Source organism: Komagataeibacter xylinus (assembly GCF_031081985.1).
Classification (GTDB): domain Bacteria; phylum Pseudomonadota; class Alphaproteobacteria; order Acetobacterales; family Acetobacteraceae; genus Komagataeibacter; species Komagataeibacter xylinus_E.
The window spans coordinates 23,209-43,318 of sequence record NZ_JARWSK010000002.1; the positions used below are offsets into that span (position 1 = coordinate 23,209).

Consider the following 20,110-nt stretch of genomic DNA (forward strand, 5'->3'; position numbering starts at 1 on the left):
ATCAGGCGTGAAGGAATCATGTCCACCCACCTGCTGTTTCATTTCGATCCATTACTAGCGGAGCAAGAAAATCGTCTCTTGCCAAGAACGAATCTGCAATCCCTTCCCTTTCCGGTCAAAATGCCGAAAAAATACGATATTGCTGCCACCGCCAATCCTGATACCGTGGGGGCGGCATACCCATTATGTCCAAACCACCATCGCCGGGATCACGATGGCAGGCGGAACAGTTTACCGAGGCTCAGGATTACATGAACGCGCGTGCCATGCTGGTCCACCACACACGCTACCGCTACGACCGGCCTGTTCACCTCGGCCCGCAGACCATCCGCCTGCACCCCCTGCCCGGCTGCGCCACCATGCTCGCGCACGAACTCAGCATCAGCCCCGCGCCCAGCACGCAGGCATGGTGCCATGACCCGTTTGGCAACCGCGTTGCCCGCGTCACGTTTGAGGGGCGTGTCACGCATTTCGATATTACCGCAACCCTCACCACCGACCAGACGCCCATCATTCCCCGCCCCCTTGCCGTGGCACCTGCCGCGCGGATCTGGACGGCGCAGAGCGTGGATGACGGCCCGTCGCTTGTCACCTACCGGCACCCCGCCGCTACCGATGCCCCGACCACACCCACGCCGCACCTCGATGCGCTGGTGGCAAAATGGCGCGCGCGCCTGCCCTGCCCCACGGCCGACCTGCTCATGGACCTGACGCGCGCCATCGCGGCCGACATCACCTACCGCATCCGCCCCGAAGCGGGCGTGTGGTCGCCCGAGGAGACCCTGAGCCAGGGTGCGGGGTCATGCCGTGACACCGCGTGGCTGCTCATTGCCGTCCTGCGCCGCCTGGGCTTTGCCGCGCGTTTCGTGTCGGGCTACCTGTTCCAGCCCGAGCGCTGCGCGCCCGAACAACTGGGCTGCGAACTCCATGCCTGGGCGCAGGTGCATGTGCCCGGCACCGGATGGGTCGGGCTGGATACGACATCGGGCCTGCGGGCGGCACAGGGGCATGTGGCGCTGGCCGCGGCCCCCCGCCCGCAGCAGGCCGCCCCGGTGAGCGGGCTGCTTGACCAGTGTACGGCCACCTTCGAAGCGACGATGCACACCACCGTGCAGCCCCCGCATGCCGCATGCGGGCCATTGCGGTCGAGCCTGTCTTCATGAAGCTGTTTTTCTGCCAGTCGTGCCAGCAGATCCTGTTTTTCGAGAATACGGCCTGCGAACGGTGTGGCCACACGCTGGGCTACCTGCCCGAGCAGACCGAACTCAGCGCGCTCGATGCCCTGGGCGGCGATTTGTGGAAGCCGCTTGCCGCCCCCGATCAGGCACGCGCGCTATGCGCCAACAACGCCCATAGCGCGTGCAACTGGCTGGCGCAGCCGGGGCAGGCCTACTGCATTGCGTGCAGCTTCAACCGCACCATTCCCAACCTGTCGGTGCCCGGCAATATCGAGCGGTGGCAGAAGCTTGAAGTGGCCAAGCACCGGCTGTTCTACACCCTGCTGCGCCTTGGCCTGCCACTGCGCAACCGCAGGCAGGACCCCGAGGGCGGGCTGGCCTTCGACTTTCTGGACAGCCTGCCCGATGGCACGCCCGCCATGACCGGGCACATGAATGGCATCATCACCATTGCCATCCATGAGGCCAATGACGCCCAGCGCGAACGCCTGCGGCTGGAAATGGGGGAATATTACCGCACCCTGCTCGGCCATTTCCGCCACGAGATCGGCCATTATTACTGGAACGTGCTCATCCGCGACGCAGGCCCCGCACGCCAGGCCGCCTGCCGCGCGGTGTTTGGCGATGACCGGCGCGACTATGGCGCAAGCCTTGAAGCCTATTACGCCGCTCCCCCCACCACCGCATGGCAGGGGCGGTATGTCAGCCAGTATGCCACCTCCCACCCGTGGGAGGACTTTGCCGAGACATGGGCGCACTATCTGCACATCATCTCGACACTCGAGACCGCCTGGGCGTATGGCATGTCGCTTGATGCGCGGGGCGCGCAGGCGCCACCGCTGCGCGCCAGCGTCACGCGCGACCCCTATACCGAGATGACCTTCGACGAGATTACGCAGGGCTGGCTGCCGCTGACCTATGCCGTCAACAGCCTCAACCGCTCCATGGGGCTACCCGATTTCTACCCCTTCGTGCTCACGCCCGACATCCTGCGCAAACTTGCCTTCATCCACGCGCTTATCCGCGAGAGCCGCGTGGGGTAGTCAGCCAACTTCTGTCATTCCCCTTCCGCATCACCCAGCGCGATGACCTGCGCACCGGCATGCATGTCACGGCAGCAGGCCCGCAGGGTCGAGATGAAATTGGACAGCAGCGGCACATGCTGGCCCGCGCGCATGGCAATGGCCAGTTCCGCCCGTGGCGCCTTGGCGCCAAGCGAATGATAGGTCACGCCGCCGGAATGGATCTGGCGCAGCGAGCGTGGCACGACCGAAACCCCCAGCCCCGCCGCAACCAGCGGCACGGTCGAGGCGATCTGGGGGGCCTGCTGGCCCATGCGCGGTGTAAAGCCCGCATTGTGGCAGGCGGACAGGATGGCATCATGAAACCCCGGCCCCAGCTCACGCGGGAAGATGATGAAGGGTTCATCGGCCAGCATCTCGAGTTCCAGATGCGGGTGGACGGCCAGGGGGTGCCCCTTGGGCAGGGCCACGACCGTTTCCTCCTCCAGCAGCGGCGAGACCAGCAGCCCCGCCCCATCGGGCACTGGCGGGCGCACCACGGCAATGTCGATCGCGCGGTCATGCAGCGCCTTGCGCAGGGCGGGGGTGTTGCTTTCCTCAAGGTAGATGGTCACATCGGGCCACATTTCACGGAAGCGGCGCACGGTCAGCGGAATCATGGGCAGCAGCGAGACCGCACCCGCCAGCCCCACGCGGATATGCCCTTTCTCGCCACGCGCCAGCCCCGTGGCGGTGGCGATGAACTGCTGCTGCATGCCCAACAGCGCGCGGGCCTGGTCAAGGAGCACAAGGCCGATATCGGTCAGCTTGACGCCACGCGTCAGGCGCTGGAACAGCAGCACGCCGAGTTCATTTTCAAGCTGCTTGATCTGCTGGCTCAGAGGTGGCTGCTCCATGCCTATCTGCTCTGCAGCACGCGTGAAGCTTCCGTTCTCGGCAACCGCCACGAAATATCGTAAATGCCTTAAATCCATGTTCCATATAAATTATATATGGGAATCTTCTTCAATATATATTTGACGAAATAACATGCCATGCGCCACGTTTCGCCCCAACCGTGCTGAGGATGAGTATCCCCTGATGAAAATTGGCCTGTTCATTCCGTGTTATATCGACGCATTCTATCCCGATGCCGGGATTGCCACGCTGGAGCTGCTGGAAAAACTGGGGCAGGATGTCGAATATCCGCTGGACCAGACCTGCTGTGGCCAGCCCATGGGCAACTCGGGCTGCAACTCGGATGCCGCGGCGGCGGAAGCCCTGTTCGTGCGCAACTTCGCCAAATACGACAAGATCGTCATGCCGTCAGGTAGTTGCACGCACCATGTGCGTGACAATTTCGATGCGATTCCCCAGACGGATGAAGTCCGCCACGTACGCGAAAACACCTATGAACTGGTGGAATTCCTGCACGATATCCTGAAGGTCGATGCCTTCCCCTGGGCCGAGTTCAACCACACCGTTGGCCTGCACAACAGTTGCGGTACCCTGCGCGCGCTGCGCACGGCAAGCATGTCGGAACTGGGCGAAAAACCCTTCTCCAAGCCGATGGACCTGCTGAGCAAGGTCAAGGGCATCCGCTTCGCCACCCCCAAGCGGCCTGATGAATGCTGCGGATTTGGCGGCACCTTCTCGGTTACGGAAGAGGCCGTATCCGCCAAGATGGGCGTGGACAAGGTGCGCGACCACCATCAGGCAGGTGCTGAATACATCGTCTCGGCTGATTCATCGTGCATCATGCACCAGCAGGGCTGCGCCGAGCGCGCGGGCGTGCCGATCCGCTTCATTCACATTGCGCAGATCCTCAACGGAGCATCCCAATGAGCGACAAGCCCGTCAATCACGCCAGGGCGGCGGAGCACTTCATCGAGGATACGCCCCACCTGCAGTTCCATGATGAACGCCTGTGGGACATGCGCCAGAAGCGTGATGCCCAGATGCACATCCTGCCCGAGTGGCAGGAACTGCGCGAGGAGGCCTCGCGCATCAAGGAACACACCCTCTCGCGCCTGCCCGAATACCTCGAGCAGTTCGAGACCAATGCCAGGAAGAACGGCATTCACGTGCACTGGGCGCGCGACGGGGCGGAGCATAACCGCATCGTGGGCGAGATCCTGAAAGCCCATAACGCGCGCAACCTGATCAAGAGCAAGTCCATGGTCACCGAAGAGTGTGACATGCGGCCCTATCTTGCCAAACAGGGCGTGACCGTAACCGAGACCGACCTTGGCGAGCGCATCCAGCAGCTTGATGACCAGTTGCCCAGCCACATCGTGGTGCCAGCGGTGCACAAGCTGACCGCGGACGTGGCCAAGATCTTCGCCAAGGACTACCACACCGACCCCAACATCCGTGATCCGCACCTGCTGGCCGAGGCCCAGCGCCAGGCCGCCCGCCCCGTTATCCTGCATGCCGATGCAGGCATGACCGGCGGCAACTTCGTGGTGGCGGAAACCGGCACGTTTGTCGTGTGCACCAACGAAGGCAATGCCGACCTGAGTGCGACGGTGCCCAACCTGCACATCGCCACCATCGGCATCGAGCGCCTCGTGCCGCGCATGGCGGATATGGGCGTGTTCATCCGCCTGCTCTCGCGCAGCGCGCTCGGCTCGCCCATTACGCAGTACACCACCCATTTCCGTGGCCCGCAGAAGGGTGGCGAGATGCATGTGGTGCTCGTTGACAACGGGCGCTCCGCCCGCCTGGGCATGGAAGATTTCTGGACCTCGCTCAAATGCATCCGCTGCGGCGCATGCATGAACACCTGCCCGGTCTATCGCCGCTCGGGCGGGCTGTCCTATGGGGCGGTGTATTCCGGCCCGATCGGCGCGATCATCGACCCGACCTTCAACGAGCGCAAATACAGCACCCTGCCCTATGCCTCCACGCTGAACGGCAGTTGCACCAATGTCTGCCCGGTCAAGATCAACATCCACGAGCAGCTTTACAAATGGCGCCGCGTGCTGGTGCAGCACCACGAGATGCCGTTCGTCAAGCGCGAGATCATGCACATGGCGGGCAAGCTGATGGGTCAGCCCAGGATGTACCGCGCCGCCATCAAGGCCACCGAGGTCTCGCTCAGCACCATGCCGCGCTTCGTGCTCTATAACTGGCTCAACCCGTGGGGCAAGCACCGCGAAAACCCGCATCCGGTCAAGCAGACCTTCAATGACTGGTATCGCAAGAACCGCAAGACCGCAGCCACGCCCGCCGCCGCACCGGAGACCAAGAAATGAGCACCGCACGCGACGAAATCCTGCAGGCCCTGCGGGCCAACCGCCCCACGCCGGAAAACCATCCGCTGCCGCCGGTTGCCACCCTTGGCGACCTTGATGCCAGCCGCGAGCGCTTCATCACCAGCCTCAGGATCCTGGGCGGCGACGTGCTGGAGCCGGTGGAAGGTGAAACGCTGGATCAGGCCATTCTGCGCCGCCACCCCGATGCCAAGGTGATCTGCTCAAACGTGCCCGAAGCCAAGGGCACGCTGCCAGTCGAGAAGGTAAAGACCCCGCAGGATGCCGCCGCCATCGACGTTACCGTGGTGCGCGCGCCTTTCGGCATTGCGGAGATGGGCTCGATCTTCCTCAGTGAAGCGCAACTGCCCATCAACTCGTTTGCCCATCTCGGCCAGCATATCGTGGTGCTGCTGGCAGCCGATCAACTGACCGCCAACATGCACACCGCCTATCAGGAGCGGCCCGAGTTCAAGACCGCCAATTACGGCGTGCTGATGAGCGGCCCCTCCGCCACGGCGGATATTCAGGGCGTGCTGATCCGTGGCGCGCAGGGCGTGCGTTCGCTCTCGGTCTGGTTTACCTGAACGCTTCAACGGCTCCTTCCTTATGGGAAGGGGCCGGATATCAAAAGGTCAGACAGCCTTTTTCAGGTTCGGGCTGGCCTTGAAGCGCACGGTCTTGCCTGCCTTGACCTTGACCGGCTCGCCCGTGCGCGGGTTGAGCGCCTTGCGGGCCTTGGTCTTCTTGACCGTGAACGTGCCAAAAGACGGCAGGGTGAAGCCACCCTCGCGCTTCAGTTCCTTGACAATGGCCGCAATCAGGTCAGATGCGGCCTGATTGGCCGCGACGCCAGTGCAATCAATCGAATCCTGAATGACGGCTGCAATGAAGGCCTTACTCATCGGAACTGCCTACTCCTTCCGGGCTGGAAATGAATTTCGTAAATATCCTGTACCCGCCTTGAAAACAGGCCAGTTGCCCCACCGGGCCGGACGGTCGCGGCTTGTAACCTGATGACTGAGGTTAGACCAGCAATTTTTTGTTATCACATGAAAATTATCGCTGATATGCGCAGCAATAACCGGCTGAATTCATAAATTTGCCGTGCTGGACACCGATATCTTCCACCCTGAACACTTCATATCGATAAAGCATCATTGGGAATTGATTCGACTTCAACTCATTGATAGAAAACGATTAAATTATAGAAAAATTTTCTTTTTTTGAAAAAAATCACGCTATGTGAAGCTTTTGTGAAAAAACTTCACCAAAAACTCTTTTAATTTGCACATTCGCGCATTGGCATGTGGTTCTGGCCACCTTTATGGCCCATGCACGCTGGGTGAGGGGCGATTCCGCCCCCCGGTGTCAGCTTTTGAAATTCTGCGCCTTGAGGTCGGTCACGCCCACGAAGGTGATCTGGGTGTGGTCATCGAGGCTTACGGTTGTATTGCCGCCGCTGACGGTGGCCTGGTCAAGCATGGACTGGATGGAAGCCGGAGTCGCATCATAGCCGGACAGGAGAATGGCGTTACCGGCCGACTTGCCAAAATCCTGGATGATGTCGGTGCCGCCATCCTTGCCCTTGATGAACGCGAATTCGGTCGCGCCACTCCCGCCCACAAGCGTGTCGTTGCCACTGCCAGCCACAAGCGTATCGTTGCCGCTGCCTGCCACGGCATAGACCGCGCCGGCGGTCCCGCCATCGAGCGTTTCATTGCCGCTACCGGCATAATACGTGGTCGTGCCGCTGGTGGCAGCGGTCAGGTCCACCCCGGCCGCGCCGAAAATGGTGGCATTGCTGCCCGTTATGGTATCGGCCACGGGCGAAGCCGTGCTCGCGCTGATGAAGGTCAGCGCAGCCGACCCGCTGGTATTGATCGTGCTGTCATCCAGACCACTCACCACCAGCGCGGTGCCAGCATTGATGGTGTCATACGCGCCGCCAGTGATGGTGACGGTCGTGTTGCCTGATCCGCTGTTGAAGAAACCATCCATACTCGCGGTATTGATCGTATCGTACGCGGCATCCTGCACCACGACGCCATTGTACAGATCAAGCGTGCTGTCATCGCCACTGAACTGCGTGGCGGTACTGGTCACTGCGCCGGGGGCAGTCCAGTCGCCGGTTACGGTGGGGGTGCCATCATAGGCAAGGATGGTGTCCGTGCCGCCCATGGTGTGGATGACATCCTGCCCTGTTCCACTGAGGAAGAACGTATCACCCGCAGCAGCATAATAATCTACATTGCCTGAAGCCGCAGCGTAAACCACCGTGCCTTCGTCGCCATCCATCACATTGGTTGCGCCAGAGCCGCCCTCGATGTTGATCTCCTGGTCGAGGGTGCTGCCCGTCGTGCTGCCAATTTCCACCGTGCCGGCGGTGGCATCATAGGTGCCGGCCCCGGCCAGCGTCTCGATACTGCCGCCCGAATCCTGCTTGAGCGCACCGTCAATGGCCACCACGCCCACAGCCTGGGCAGCCAGCACCGCCCCCCAGGCGGGATTGCTGCTGTCTCCTTCCAGCGAGTTGATTTCCGATTGGGGGATCCCTTCTTCAAGGGCATTGTAGGCATTGAGGGCGTTCTGCGCCGCATCCTGCTGCAGGCCCTGCATCAGCGCAGTCGTGTCCTGGTTAAGCCCAAGCGTGAGCCCGGTGGCACCGGCTACGGTCACGTATCCCATTCATTGCGTTCCTTGTCTCACGGCGGCAGGAACCGGCCTTGCCGCAGATGATCCGCTGCCCCGCCGCCCGGTCGGAGCGGAGAAAGCATTCTTTCAGGACCGTATCTGTCAGGAATGGGTTAAGAAATTCGGAATCAAGATTGATCTGGATCAATCCTGTGGCACGCGCCGCTCCAGTTCTTCCAGCCACAGGCGGGCATTGCCATCCGATGGCGCGCGCCAGTCACCGCGCGGCGACAACGCGCCACCGGCCACCACCTTCGGCCCGTTGGGCATGGCCGAGCGCTTGAACTGGCTGAAACCAAAGAAACGGTTGAGGAACACACCCAGCCAGTGGCGTATTTCCACCAATGTGTAAGCCCGCCTGTCATGCGCCGGAAAGCCGGGGGGCCAGTCCCCGCTCGTGGCATCGCCCCAGGCATGCAGCGCCATGAACGCGATTTTTGAAGGACGGAACCCATAGCGCAGCACATGGAACAGCGTGAAGTCCTGCAGCTCGTAAGGCCCGATCAGCGATTCCGTGCTCTGCACCGCCTGCGTTGCGGTGGCGGGCACCAGTTCGGGCGAGATCTCGGTGCACAGGATGGCCTCGAGCACCGTGCAGGTGCGCGCCTGCTCGCGCCCGCTGGCCATGACCCAACGGATCAGGTGCTGGATCAGGGTCTTGGGCAGACCTGCATTGACGTTGTAATGCGCCATCTGGTCGCCCACGCCATAGGTGCACCACCCCAGCGCGAGTTCCGACAGGTCGCCGGTGCCAATCACGATCCCGCCTGACTGGTTGGCCAGCCGGAACAGGAAGTCGGTCCGCAGGCCCGCCTGCACGTTCTCGAATGTCACGTCATACACTGGCTCGCCCGCGGCAAAGGGGTGGCCCATCTGCTCGAGCATGAGGCGGGCTGCGGGGCGGATGTCGATCTCGCGCGCCTGCACGCCAAGGGCGGCCATGAGTTCATGCGCGTTGTCGCGCGTGGCGCCCGTAGTGCCGAAACCGGGCATGGTGTAGCCCAGCACCGCCTGCCGCCCCAGCCCGCATTCCTCCGCGGCACGGGCGGCGACGAGCAGCGCATGGGTGGAATCCAGCCCGCCCGAGACGCCAATGACCAGCGTTTTGGCGCGTGAGGCGAGCAGGCGGCGCTTGAGGGCGGTGACCTGAATGGTGAACGCCTCGTAGCAGTCCTGATCGAGCAGGGCCGGGTCACTGGGCACGAAGGGAAAGCGCGCAATGTCGCGCCGCAGCCCCAGGTCGGTTGCGGGCGGGGTGATGGACAGGTCGATATGCCGCCACACGCCTGCCGTGGTCTGGGCGCGGTTATCGGCAAAGGTGCCCATGCGCAGGCGTTCCTGGCGCAGCAGGTCAAGGTCCACATCGGCCATGAGCGTGACCTGACCCGAGGGGAAACGTGCGCTTTGCGCCAGTGTCACGCCATTTTCAAAAATCGAGGTCTGGCCGTCCCATGCCACGTCGGTGGTGGATTCGCCTTCGCCCGCCGCGGCATAGACATAGGCGCACAGGCAGCGCGCCGAATGCGACTGGCACAGCAGCGTGCGCGTGCGCGCCTTGCCCACCGTGATGTTGCTGGCTGAAAGATTGGCAATGACCGTGGCTCCGGCCAGGGCGGCATCAACACCTGGCGGGTGCGGCACCCACATGTCCTCGCAGATCTCGGCGGCCACGACCAGCCCCTGCACCGCAGGCGCGTGGAACAGAAGGTCGGTGCCAAACGGCACGGCCTCGCCGCCAAGGGTGACCGTGCCACCGCGCAGGCCCACGCCGGGCGTGAACTGACGCGCTTCGTAAAACTCGCGGTAATTGGGCAGGTAGGATTTGGGCACCACGCCCACCACGCGCCCGTCATGCAGGGCGATGGCGCAGTTATGCAGCGCATCGCCCACGGCCAATGGCGCACCGACAAGCACCAGCGGCAGCAGGCCCGCCGTCTGCCCGGCCAGCCAGCCAATCGCCTCGCGCACGCCATCAAGCAGCACATCCTGCTGGCGCAGGTCATCAATGGCATAGCCCGACAGCCCGAGTTCGGGGAAGACGGCCAGCACGGAGCCCGCCTCGTGGCAGGCGCGGATGGCGTGGTGCGTGCGGCGCGCGTTTTCCATCGGGTCGGCCAGCGCCACGGGCAGCGTGCAGGCTGCGAGCCGGGCAAAGCCATGGTTGTACAGGCTGTAAAAACCTGCCGTATCCGTGCCGTCTTTCATGGGCTGCCTCCCGCCTGATCTGCGCGAAACCCCGCTCGGATCGCGACCGCGCCGGGCCAAAATAACGTATTGCGATGAACCCGTCGCCCTCTGGCGCATTGTTAAGGGGCGGATGTCATGCCCGCGTCTGTCACAACATCGATCGGAAGGAACCGGATCATGGACCTGTTACGCTGGACCATCACATTCCTTGTTCTCGCCCTGATCGCCGCGGTTTTTGGCTTCGGCGGCATTTCGGACACGTTTGCCTATTTCGGCAAGGTGCTGTTCTTCATTTTCATCGTGCTGTTCATCCTTGGATTGTTTTTCGGCCGCGGCCGCGGAACTTCGCCCTGATCCGTAACCCCCGGCGCACGACAGGGATCAGCGCCAGCGCGTAGATCCCGCCCATCGCCGCCATGGAAAGCGGCACGCCGGGCACAAGATAGGTTGCCGCATCGCACGGTTTGGCCGGGCGGCGCGGCATGGAGGCCAGACGCTGCGCGAAACTGCCGCCATGAAACGTGGGCGCGCGGCATTCGGGCAGCGGACTGGGCCACCAGCCCTGCTCCACCCCTACATGCACGCCGCCAAGGAAAGCCGCTACAAGCAGCACCGGCATGCACAGCCACAGCGCGCCACGCGCTGCATCACGTGGCAGCACCAGCCCCAGCAGCCCCAGCCCCGCCAGCACCCGATAGGGCCAGCGCTCCCACAGGCACAGCCCACAGGGCACATGGCCCAGCGTGTATTCACTCCACCAGGCCACCGCAAGCGCGGCGCACCCGGCCATTACCATCAATAAAGCGGTTGAACGCATGGGCGGCTATGACCGCCCCGCCATGGGTGCCGCGTCAAGCGCCTGCAGGAAATCAGCCGCCCAGCTTATGGCCGTGGTGCTGCTCACTTCCTGCTCCAGCGCCTGCCAACGCGTGCGCCGCTCCGCCAGCCCCATGGTCAGGGCGGCGTGCAGGGCATCGGCAATCTCGTCGGGATCATAGGGGTTGACCAGAATGCCCTCATCCATTTCCGGCGCGGCACCGGCAAAATGCGACAGGATCAGCACACCCGGATTGGCCGGGTCCTGGGCGGCCACGTATTCCTTGGCCACGAGGTTCATGCCATCGCGCAGCGGCGTGATCAGGGCGGCTTCGGCCCGGCGGTAGAACCCGGCCAGCACCTCACGCGCCAGCGGGCGGGTAATGTAGCGGATGGGCGTCCAGTCAAATTCGGAATAGGCCCCGTTGATCCGCCCGGTCAGTTCATCAAGCTGGCGGCGCAACTGTCGGTATTCCTCAACGCTGCCACGCGAGATGGGGGCCACCTGCAGGAACGTGACCTTGCCACGATGCTCGGGGTAGCGCGCCAGCAGCGCCTCATAGCCACGAAACCGCTCGGGCAGGCCCTTGGAATAATCCAGCCGGTCCACGCCCAGCACCAGCTTGGCGCCACGCAGGCTGCCTTCCAGCCGTTCGACCTCCGGGCCTTCCATGCTCTTTTCAGCCTGCGCGCGGAACTCGTCGGGGTCGATGCCGATGGGAAAAGCCTGCCCGCGCGCCGCAAGCCCGTTGGCCTGCAGGGAATGGTTGAGGTTCTCCGCATCCTCGGGCGTCTGCACACCAATGAGGTCGTAGCTCTGCATGTCTTCAAGCAGCAGGTCCGCGCCGGGCAGCGAGCGCACGAGGCTCCATGGCGGGAAAGGAATGTGCAGGAAGAAGCCGATGCGGCACTTCACCCCGAGGTCACGCAACGCCTGCCCGAGCGGGAACAGGTGGTAGTCATGCACCCAGATCGTGTCATCAGGCCGGAGCAGGGGCAGCAGCGTGCGGGCGAACATGGCGTTGACCGCGAGGTATGTCTTCCAGTCCGTGCGGGAATAGTTCATCAGCCCGACGCGGTAGTGGAACAGCGGCCACAGGATGCCATTGGAGAAATTCTGGTAGAACCCCTCATATTGCAGCGGGGTCAGGTCAATGGTGGCGTAGGTGACGTTATCGACCCTGTCGAGCCGGGGCACCGGGTCGCCGCCATGCAGGTGCACCTGCTTGCCCGACCAGCCGAACCAGAGTGATTCCCCCTCGCGCAGGGCATCTTTCAGCCCTACCGCCAGCCCACCGGCCGGCTGGCTGCGCTCACGCGGTGAAGGTACGCGGTTGGATACAATTATCAGCCGCCCCATGCGCCATCGCCCCCCTGCGCCAACTGGGCCAGCCATGCACGGAAGGCCGCCGGATCAGGGAAATCATTGGGAATGCGGAAACCCACGCCACCAAGGCTGACCGCTGCGCGCATGCCATCTTCATCAGTCACGTCATCGCCCACGAAAATGGGCAGCCGGCCTGCAAACGGCGCGCTTTTCATCACCGCCTCGACCGCATGGCCCTTGTCGATGCCAGCGGGGCGGATTTCCCAAGCCATCTTGGCGGCCTGCACATGAAACGCGCCGTGGGTGGCCTCCACCCATTCATCCGCAATCCGGCCCAGAGCCGGGCCTGCATCGGACGCGCCACGGTAATGCAGCACCAGCCCCGCCTTCTTGTGTTCGATCCGCACGCCGGGGTGAGCTTTGGCAAGCCTTTCCGCCTCTTCCATCCATGCTTTCGGCACGGGCGGCAGCGCCGCGCGCTCGATGGGCTGGCCCGGCGCATGACGGATGGCGATGCCATGCTCGCCTGCCACGGCATAAGGCACATCAGGCAGGAAATGGTCGATCTGCTCGATGGGACGGCCCGAAATGACCGCGAGCGCATTGCCACATTTGTCACGCAGGCGGCGCAGGGTGTCGCGCAGGCCCGGCGCCACCACCACGGATTCGGGCGTGGGCGCGATATCCACCAGCGTGCCGTCAAAATCCAGAAGGAAGGCTGCCCGCGCGGGAGGCGGCAGCCGATCGAGCGAAGGGAGGGAGGGTGTCTTGCTCATGGTGGGTCTAGCCTCTGGCAAAGCGGGACAATACGCAAGCCCACAAGCGTGCTGTCAGGGCTGCAGCATTTATACGACACAAATTAAATAATTTTCTAATGCAACATCAGGGGGGCTGCCCCTTCATCAGCAGGTTCGGGCGGCATGGCGGGCATCGGTGGTGAAACCGGTTGCGGCGCGGCCTGGGGCGCGATGGGCGTGGCATTCCCCCCACCCGCTTCAGGCGATGCGGGCTGGCCATCTGGCGTGGTCATGGCGGGCGCGGCCTCCGTAGGGGCGGCGACAGCGGCGAGTGGCGGCGGCATGGGTGCCACATTATCACCTGCGCAACCCACGAGCTGCACATCATAAAGCGGATTCTGGAACACGCCGGTCGCGGGCTCGGCTACCGCCATCCAGCCCTGAAAGGCGGCCATGCCCTCATGCGCGTCATGCACGTCCAGCCAGGCAGTGCTATCGGCCGGCAGGGTGGCGGGGCGCTGCAGGCATGACGTGGCGCGCAAGGTCAGGCTTTTATAGGGCATGTCCTGGCCTACGGGCACGTTGAGCAGTTCGGTATGGGCATCAAGCTTGTCGAGCACGCGCACCACCGCCACCGTGCGCCCCTGCCACGTATCGGGCGGGTAAATGGCGGGACGCGCCAGCCATTCGGTGGCATGGGCAAGGCCGGGCAGGAAGCCAAGCAGCAGGGCGGGCAGAAAGCGGATCAGGCGCCTCATGCGTGGGGGCTCCGCAGGGTGTTGACCACGTCGATCAGGATCTGGCGCATGGCCGCCTCATCCACGCCCATCAGCACGGCATCCTCGAACGCATCCTGCAGGACCGTCTGCACTTCCTCATGGTTCTCGCGCAGCACCAGCAATTTGTCGCGGCATGAAACCGGCGTGCCATCGCGTTGCGGCCACATGGCGGGCTGGGCGTTTTCGCTGCTCATGGCGCGTCTCCGCCCGGCGCGGGGGGTGTGGCCTGGCCTGCCTTGTCCTGCCGGGCCTTGGTCAGGGTATCGGTGACCGAGAAGATGAATTTGCTGAGCAGTTGCTCGAGGCTGATCGCGCCCTGGGTCTCGCCAATCGTGCCGCCGGGGGCGAGCATCCTGTCATCGCCACCGGGCGAGAGGGCTATGTATTTGCCGCCAAGCAGGCTGTCGCTTGTAATGATGGCCGCCGTATCATCAGGCAGCTTGATGTCGGGCCGCACGGTAAAGGTGACCTGCGCGCCATACGTCCGGGGGTTGACGCGCTCATCGACCACCTGCCCCACCGTAATGCCCGCAAGCCTGACATCCGAGCCGATGGACAGGCCATCAATATGGGTGAACGCGGCATTGAGCCTGTAGCCGGTTTCATGCGGGCGGCCCTTGTCGAGCACGGCATAGGCCAGCAGCCCCGCAAGCACGGCAAGCACGGCAAAACCGGCAAGAAGTTCCGCTGGCTGACGGCCCGCGCGCCCTGAAACAGCAGCAACCATGGTGGCAAAGCTTCCCCAATATCCAATGGCGCGCACCCTAGCAGGTTACGCCACGGGTTTCATCCCTCGGGGTACCATGCCTCATAATCACTGGTGGTTGAAGCCCGCTGGCCGCCCCGGCAGTCGCTGCCCGGCGGATGATAGGCATTGGCCGTGCCGGTCTGGTTGGGCTGCCAAGGCTGCTGCCACGGCTGGCGCGCGCTTTCGGGCAGGGGGGCTGCCTCCATGTGATGCAGCCAGCCCCACCATTCGGGCGGCACGGCGGATGCGTCCTCGCCCTTATGGTAGATGACCCAGCGCTCGTGGCGCTTTTCCCCGCCGCCGGTGCGGTTGGGGGTGCGGGCCTCATAATAACAGCGGCCATCGGCATCCTTGCCGACCAGCCGCCCCCTGAAGCGGGTATAGATGCGGGTGCCTAGATTTGCCATGCCGCAAGCCTAATCCGGCGGCGGCGGCGCGGTCCACGCGCATATGCGTGCGCGACCGTCACATCTGCGGGATCAGAAGACCCCCGCCTCACGGCGCGGTGATGGGGGTGGATGCGCCCTGTGCACAGTTATCCCCCATATCCACTGTATTCAGGGCCATGTATAGTTGCGACTCCGCCGCAAACGGGTTCCGCCAGCGTGCTGCCGCCCGGTAAACATAAAGCATGACAGCACGAAGCCACTGGAACGGCGTGCGTATGCGTACCGTTGAAGCCGCAGCGGACCCAGACGACGCGCCGCGTTCCGTAACCCTGCCCGCCGACTGGGATGACACGGCAGCCGAGGCCGTGGCCCGGCTGGCCCCCGGTCATGGCCCCGCCAACCTGCCCGAACTCGCGGCGCGATGGATTGATGACCTGTGCGCGGGCGAGGTGTCCGGCCCGGTCATTGGCCCGGTCGCGCGCGCGCTGTCGTGCCTGCTGCTCATGCGCCAGGCCGCACCGAGCGAAAGCCTGTGGCATGGCCACCATGACCGCAGGCCCGCCTTCGTGATCAACCTCGCCGCCTTTGTCGAGGCCGATAACAGCTTCATGGCGCGCGATTTCGTGGCGGCCCTGCGCCTGCTCGCCCGCGTGCTGCGCACCCTTGCGCACCAGAAGCTGCACATGCGCAATGGCGAACTGCCCCTGCCCGAGCCTGAAGGCGGCGCGGTGGCCCACCTGCGCGCCGTGGCCCTGTCCACCGCCAGCGAGCCCCATGAACGCCCCACGGTTGCGGGTGCGCTGCTGCTGACCAACCTCGATGCCTGCCTGGCCGGGCTGGGGCTTGATTACGACAGCGAGGCCGGGCGCGACGCGGCATGCAGCATCGTGGCCCTTGCCACCCTCGTGGCCCATGCGGGCGAAGGGGCCGATGCCATGCCCCTGCCCCCCGTGCGCAGCATCCTGCCCGGCGTGAGCCAGATCGCGCGCAGCGTGTGGCAGGAAGCGGCGGTCGAGACCGACCAGCCCGCAGCCCGTGTCGAGACCGGCTTTTCCACCCCCGGCCCCATTGATGCGCTGCTTGGCGTGGAAGCCTGCGGGCTGGCCCCCGTCTTTTCCCCGCTGCGGCCTGACGGGCGGCTGGCCATGAGCACGCTGGCCCGCCTGTCCAGCCGGGGCCTGACGCTGGAGGCCGCCTTCGCCGCCACCCTTGCGGGCGAGAGCGTGCTGCCTCTGCCTGCCGCCGCCTCGCATCAGGCCATGCATCGCGCGCTCAGCGGGTTTGTGGACCGCGTGCCCGCCCGCCCCGATGCCACGCGTGACACGCTGGCCACCCGCGCGGGGCTGGAGCGCGGCGTGCGCCGCCACCTGCCCGCCCGCCATGGCGGCTTTACGCAAAAGACCCGCATCGGCGGCCACCGCCTGTTCCTGCGCACGGGGGAATATGCCGATGGCTCGCTTGGTGAAATCAGCCTGACGCCCACGCGCGAAAGCCCGATGGTGCGCGGCCTGATGGACACGCTGGGCCAGGCGGTGAGCATCGGCCTGCAATACGGCGCGCCGCTGGAAAGCTATGTGGAAGCCTTTGCCTATACCCAGTTCGGCCCCGCTGGCACGGTGGAGGGCGACCCGGTTGCATCCTACGCCACATCCATGCTCGACTATGCTTTCCGCGCCCTGTCTGATGCCTATCTGGGCCGCAGGCTACCCGATGCCCCGCATGAGGAGACGCTGGCCGAAAGCCCCGCCCCCATGCTGCCGCTCGACCTGCCCGGCTCCGGCAATGACGATGGCGATGACACGCCCCCCCGGCGGCGCGGGCTGCGGCTGGTCGGATAACCCGGCCCCACGCCCCGCCACCTGAATGTAAGGATTGTTGCCCATGCCCGATACAACACCCGAACAGCGCCTCAAGCAGCTTGGCATCGTGCTGCCCACGCCCGCCGCCCCCGTGGCCAATTACGTGGGCACGGTCATCAGCGGGTCATCGCTGGTGGTGTCAGGCCAGTTGCCGCTGGTTGATGGCAAGCTGCTGACCACCGGCAAGCTCGGCGGCACCGTGGCGGTGGAACTGGCGGTGGAAGCCGCGCGCTACAGCATGATCAACGTGATTGCGCAGGTTAAGGCCGCTGTGGGCGATCTTTCACGCGTGAAGCGCGTGGTGCGGCTGGGCGGGTTCATTGCCTGCACGCCCGACTTCACGCAGCATGCCGCCGTCATGAACGGGGCCTCCGACCTGGCGGTGGCCGTGTTTGGCGATGCGGGCCGCCATGCGCGCTCGACCGTGGGCGTGCCCTCGCTGCCGCTCGACTCCGCTGTCGAGGTCGAGGGCCTGTTCGAAATCGGGTGATGTAACCACCACGCACAAGCAACAGGGAGCCAGTCATGACCGCACCGCCCCGCACGGCCCGCACCACGGCGCAGGCATCATGACCGGCACCACCATGACCCTGCACCGCCGGATTGCCGAGATCCCGGCGGCGCAGTGGGATGGCTGCGCGGGCGATGAAAACCCGTTTGTCAGCCACGCCTTCCTCTCGGCGCTGGAAGACAGCGGCTCCACCGGCCCGCAGACCGGCTGGATGCCCCAGCACCTTGCCCTGCGCGACGGCGAAGGCCGCCTGCTGGCAGTCGCCCCGCTTTACGCCAAGGGCCATTCCTTTGGCGAATACGTGTTCGACCACGCCTGGGCGCGTGCCTTCGAGCAGGCGGGCGGGCAGTACTACCCCAAACTGCAGGTCGCCGTGCCGTTCTCACCCGTGCCGGGCCCGCGCCTGCTCGTTCACCCCACCGCGCCCGATGCCGACAGCCTGCGCCTGCTGGCAGGCCGCGCACTGCGGCAGGCCTGTGGCGAGATGGGGCTTTCCTCCGTGCATGTCACCTTCTGCACGCGGCATGAATATGACCTGCTGGGTGAAAGCGGCTGGCTGCAGCGCCTTGGCGTGCAGTACCACTGGGATAATCAGGACTACACCAGCTTTGACGATTTTCTGGGCATGCTCGCCTCACGCAAGCGCAAGGCCATCAGGCGCGAGCGGCGCGATGCCAATGCCTGCGGACTGACATTCCACACCTATCGCGGCACGGAAATTACCGAGGCGCTGTGGCAGGATTTTTATCACTTCTACCTCTCCACCGTGGACCGCAAATGGGGCAGCGCCTATCTGCAGCCCGCCTTCTTCCCGCTGCTATCCGAACGGCTGGGCGACAGGGTGGTGCTGATGATTGCAAGGCAGGACGGCGTGCCGGTGGCCGGTGCGCTCAACCTGATGGGCCGCGATACGCTGTACGGCCGCAACTGGGGGCGGCACGAGGGGGAATGGCCGTTCCTGCATTTCGAGCTGTGCTATTACCGCGCCATCGACTTCGCCATCGCCCACGGGCTGAAACGGGTGGAGGCGGGCGCCCAGGGCGAGCACAAGCTGCAACGTGGCTACCGCCCCTGCCTGACCCATTCCGCCCACTGGATCAGCCACCCCGGCCTGCGCGAGGCCGTGGGCGAATTCCTGCAACACGAACGCGCGGCCATACGGGCCGAACTGCCCGCCCTTGAGGCCATGACGCCCTACCGCGCAGAAGAATAAATCTGGAATTCATTCAAAAATTTTTGGTGAAGCTTTTTTCAAAAAGCTTCAGGGAACGCCGCCTTTAAAGAAAGGCAGCACCCGAAAACTTCTGTTTTCCTGCAACGAAACAGTGTGATGATGCAGGTCATGCCGCAGGGGCCACAGCCATGCTAGCCTGCGCATCATGGCACCGGCGGCCAGCAGGCCGCGCCTGTACAGCCAAAGGAGCGCCACCATGTACGCAATGCGACTGCTCGCCCCCCACACCCCCCTGCAATGGACCGAACTACCCGACCCACAGCCTGGCCCCGGACAGATCCGCGTGACCGTAGGCGCGTGTGGCGTATGCCGCACCGACCTGCACGTGGTCGATGCCGACCTGCCCTTCCCCGGCCATGCGCTCACGCCGGGCCACGAGATCGTGGGCCGGATCGACGCCATCGGCCCGAATGTGGAGGGGCTGCACATGGGCCAGCGCGTGGGCATTCCGTGGCTCGGCCATACCTGCGGGTGCTGCCACTACTGCCAGACCGACCACGAGAACCTGTGCGACCACCCGCTTTTTACCGGCTACACGCGTGATGGCGGCTACGCCACCAAGGCGGTGGCGGATGCACATTTCACCTTCCCCCTGCCTGATGGCGATGATGACGTGGCCGTGGCCCCGCTGCTCTGCGCGGGGCTGATCGGCTGGCGCTCGCTGGTCATGGCAGGCGAGGAGGCGCGCAGCATCGGGCTGTATGGCTTTGGGGCGGCAGCCCATATCATTGCGCAGGTGGCGGTGTGGCAGGGACGCAAGGTCTATGCCTTCACCCGCCCTGGTGACACAAAGACGCAGGAATTCGCCCGCTCGCTGGGCTGCGTGTGGGCTGGCGGCTCGGATGAAGCCCCGCCCGAACAGCTTGACGCCACCATCATCTTCGCCCCCGTGGGCGCACTCGTGCCCGCCGCACTCAAGGCCGTGCACAAGGCCGGGCGCGTGGTGTGCGCGGGCATTCACATGAGCGAGATCCCGGCCTTTTCCTATGACCTGCTGTGGGAGGAGCGCCAGATCATGTCAGTCGCCAACCTGACACGTCAGGACGGGATCGACTTCCTTGAACGCGTGCCGCACGTGGGCATCCGCACCACCACCACGCCGTATGCGCTCAAGGATGCCAACAAGGCGCTTGATGACCTGCGCCACGGCCGCTTTGAAGGGGCTGCCGTGCTGGTACCCTGAAAAAACCTGAAAAGTTTCTGGTGAAGCTTTTTTCAAAAAGCTTCAGGAGAACGTTGCTTTATGCACAAAGGCGGCATCCAGAAACTTTTTCCCTCCCCCTGCCCCGCACGGGGGGCTGGGCGCGCGCAAAAATGCCCCGGCCATTATTAATTCTGGCTTTTGGGGCAATCATTCTTTATGCACCGGCCTTCTCCCCTGACGCATGAACACGGC

The 20,110-nt window shown here is 64.3% G+C and carries 22 protein-coding genes; 11 read left to right on the plus strand and 11 right to left on the minus strand.

Annotated elements, in window-relative coordinates; translation table 11 throughout:
• Nucleotides 1-18 precede the first annotated feature (18 nt).
• Genes QEG70_RS03870 through QEG70_RS03880 form a run of 3 tightly spaced genes read left to right on the plus strand, consistent with a single transcriptional unit; the run spans nt 19 to nt 2,221 of the window.
• On the plus strand, nt 19-255 hold the full coding sequence (locus QEG70_RS03870) for a hypothetical protein (RefSeq protein ID WP_308719475.1): 237 nt from the start codon (nt 19-21) through the stop codon (nt 253-255).
• A complete protein-coding gene (locus QEG70_RS03875) occupies nt 252-1,163 on the plus strand; it encodes a transglutaminase family protein (protein ID WP_308719476.1) in 912 nt (303 codons plus the stop codon). Before QEG70_RS03870 ends, QEG70_RS03875 begins: the two co-directional genes overlap by 4 nt.
• Complete coding sequence (locus tag QEG70_RS03880) at nt 1,160-2,221, plus strand: zinc-binding metallopeptidase family protein (RefSeq protein WP_308719851.1); 1,062 nt, start codon at nt 1,160-1,162, stop codon at nt 2,219-2,221. The genes QEG70_RS03875 and QEG70_RS03880 overlap by 4 nt, the downstream gene beginning before the upstream one ends.
• Before the next feature lie 14 nt (nt 2,222-2,235).
• Here QEG70_RS03880 and QEG70_RS03885 read toward each other — a convergent pair whose 3' ends face one another.
• Complete coding sequence (locus tag QEG70_RS03885) at nt 2,236-3,174, minus strand: LysR family transcriptional regulator (protein ID WP_308719477.1); 939 nt, start codon at nt 3,172-3,174, stop codon at nt 2,236-2,238.
• 106 nt (nt 3,175-3,280) lie between these two features.
• On the opposite strand from QEG70_RS03885, the gene QEG70_RS03890 reads away from it, so the two are divergent.
• The 3 genes from QEG70_RS03890 to QEG70_RS03900 are packed head-to-tail and all read left to right on the plus strand — an operon-like array spanning nt 3,281 to nt 6,020.
• On the plus strand, nt 3,281-4,024 hold the full coding sequence (locus tag QEG70_RS03890) for a (Fe-S)-binding protein (RefSeq protein ID WP_078527997.1): 744 nt from the start codon (nt 3,281-3,283) through the stop codon (nt 4,022-4,024).
• Nucleotides 4,021-5,436, plus strand: coding sequence for a lactate utilization protein B (locus QEG70_RS03895; RefSeq protein WP_308719478.1), 1,416 nt, complete (start codon nt 4,021-4,023; stop codon nt 5,434-5,436). The genes QEG70_RS03890 and QEG70_RS03895 overlap by 4 nt, the downstream gene beginning before the upstream one ends.
• Nucleotides 5,433-6,020, plus strand: a complete 588-nt coding sequence (locus QEG70_RS03900) for a LutC/YkgG family protein (RefSeq protein ID WP_308719479.1) — start codon at nt 5,433-5,435, stop codon at nt 6,018-6,020. Before QEG70_RS03895 ends, QEG70_RS03900 begins: the two co-directional genes overlap by 4 nt.
• Nucleotides 6,021-6,068: 48 nt before the next feature.
• Here the strand turns inward: QEG70_RS03900 and QEG70_RS03905 are convergent, their stop codons facing one another.
• The 3 genes from QEG70_RS03905 to QEG70_RS03915 form a co-directional block, all read right to left on the minus strand.
• Nucleotides 6,069-6,338: an HU family DNA-binding protein gene (locus tag QEG70_RS03905; RefSeq protein ID WP_010514654.1), complete on the minus strand. Its 270-nt coding sequence runs from the start codon at nt 6,336-6,338 to the stop codon at nt 6,069-6,071.
• Between the two features lie 466 nt (nt 6,339-6,804).
• Nucleotides 6,805-8,121 carry a hypothetical protein gene (locus tag QEG70_RS03910; protein ID WP_308719480.1) on the minus strand — a complete coding sequence of 439 codons (1,317 nt, stop codon included), beginning with the start codon at nt 8,119-8,121 and terminating at the stop codon, nt 6,805-6,807.
• Nucleotides 8,122-8,271: 150 nt separating this feature from the next.
• A complete protein-coding gene (locus QEG70_RS03915) occupies nt 8,272-10,332 on the minus strand; it encodes an NAD(+) synthase (RefSeq protein WP_308719481.1) in 2,061 nt (686 codons plus the stop codon).
• Between the two features lie 159 nt (nt 10,333-10,491).
• On the opposite strand from QEG70_RS03915, the gene QEG70_RS03920 reads away from it, so the two are divergent.
• A complete protein-coding gene (locus tag QEG70_RS03920) occupies nt 10,492-10,668 on the plus strand; it encodes a DUF1328 domain-containing protein (RefSeq protein ID WP_078526178.1) in 177 nt (58 codons plus the stop codon).
• On the opposite strand, the gene QEG70_RS03925 is transcribed toward QEG70_RS03920, so the two are convergent.
• From QEG70_RS03925 to QEG70_RS03955, 7 genes are all read right to left on the minus strand, one after another.
• A complete protein-coding gene (locus QEG70_RS03925; RefSeq protein ID WP_308719482.1) occupies nt 10,622-11,131 on the minus strand; it encodes a disulfide bond formation protein B in 510 nt (169 codons plus the stop codon). The two genes, QEG70_RS03920 and QEG70_RS03925, sit on opposite strands and share 47 nt — an antisense overlap.
• Nucleotides 11,132-11,137: 6 nt before the next feature.
• Nucleotides 11,138-12,490 (minus strand): alpha,alpha-trehalose-phosphate synthase (UDP-forming), encoded by a 1,353-nt coding sequence (locus QEG70_RS03930; RefSeq protein ID WP_308719852.1) that lies wholly within the window; start codon nt 12,488-12,490, stop codon nt 11,138-11,140.
• Complete coding sequence (gene otsB / locus QEG70_RS03935; RefSeq protein ID WP_308719483.1) at nt 12,478-13,233, minus strand: trehalose-phosphatase; 756 nt, start codon at nt 13,231-13,233, stop codon at nt 12,478-12,480. Before otsB ends, QEG70_RS03930 begins: the two co-directional genes overlap by 13 nt.
• Before the next feature lie 95 nt (nt 13,234-13,328).
• Complete coding sequence (locus tag QEG70_RS03940) at nt 13,329-13,952, minus strand: DUF2155 domain-containing protein (RefSeq protein ID WP_308719484.1); 624 nt, start codon at nt 13,950-13,952, stop codon at nt 13,329-13,331.
• Nucleotides 13,949-14,167: a hypothetical protein gene (locus QEG70_RS03945; RefSeq protein WP_308719485.1), complete on the minus strand. Its 219-nt coding sequence runs from the start codon at nt 14,165-14,167 to the stop codon at nt 13,949-13,951. Before QEG70_RS03945 ends, QEG70_RS03940 begins: the two co-directional genes overlap by 4 nt.
• Nucleotides 14,164-14,700: an outer membrane lipid asymmetry maintenance protein MlaD gene (gene mlaD, locus QEG70_RS03950; protein ID WP_308719486.1), complete on the minus strand. Its 537-nt coding sequence runs from the start codon at nt 14,698-14,700 to the stop codon at nt 14,164-14,166. Before mlaD ends, QEG70_RS03945 begins: the two co-directional genes overlap by 4 nt.
• A gap of 59 nt (nt 14,701-14,759) precedes the next feature.
• A complete protein-coding gene (locus QEG70_RS03955) occupies nt 14,760-15,128 on the minus strand; it encodes an NADH-ubiquinone oxidoreductase subunit NDUFA12 family protein (protein ID WP_308719487.1) in 369 nt (122 codons plus the stop codon).
• A 257-nt stretch (nt 15,129-15,385) separates the two neighbouring features.
• Here QEG70_RS03955 and QEG70_RS03960 point away from each other — a divergent pair, with 257 nt between their 5' ends.
• The 4 genes from QEG70_RS03960 (at nt 15,386) to QEG70_RS03975 (ending at nt 19,897) form a co-directional block, all read left to right on the plus strand.
• Nucleotides 15,386-16,948 (plus strand): TSCPD domain-containing protein, encoded by a 1,563-nt coding sequence (locus tag QEG70_RS03960; RefSeq protein WP_308719488.1) that lies wholly within the window; start codon nt 15,386-15,388, stop codon nt 16,946-16,948.
• Between the two features lie 43 nt (nt 16,949-16,991).
• A complete protein-coding gene (locus tag QEG70_RS03965; RefSeq protein WP_308719489.1) occupies nt 16,992-17,459 on the plus strand; it encodes a RidA family protein in 468 nt (155 codons plus the stop codon).
• A 79-nt stretch (nt 17,460-17,538) separates the two neighbouring features.
• Nucleotides 17,539-18,693, plus strand: coding sequence for a GNAT family N-acetyltransferase (locus tag QEG70_RS03970; protein WP_308719490.1), 1,155 nt, complete (start codon nt 17,539-17,541; stop codon nt 18,691-18,693).
• Between the two features lie 217 nt (nt 18,694-18,910).
• Nucleotides 18,911-19,897 (plus strand): zinc-dependent alcohol dehydrogenase family protein, encoded by a 987-nt coding sequence (locus QEG70_RS03975; protein ID WP_308719491.1) that lies wholly within the window; start codon nt 18,911-18,913, stop codon nt 19,895-19,897.
• The last annotated feature ends 213 nt before the right edge of the window (nt 19,898-20,110 follow it).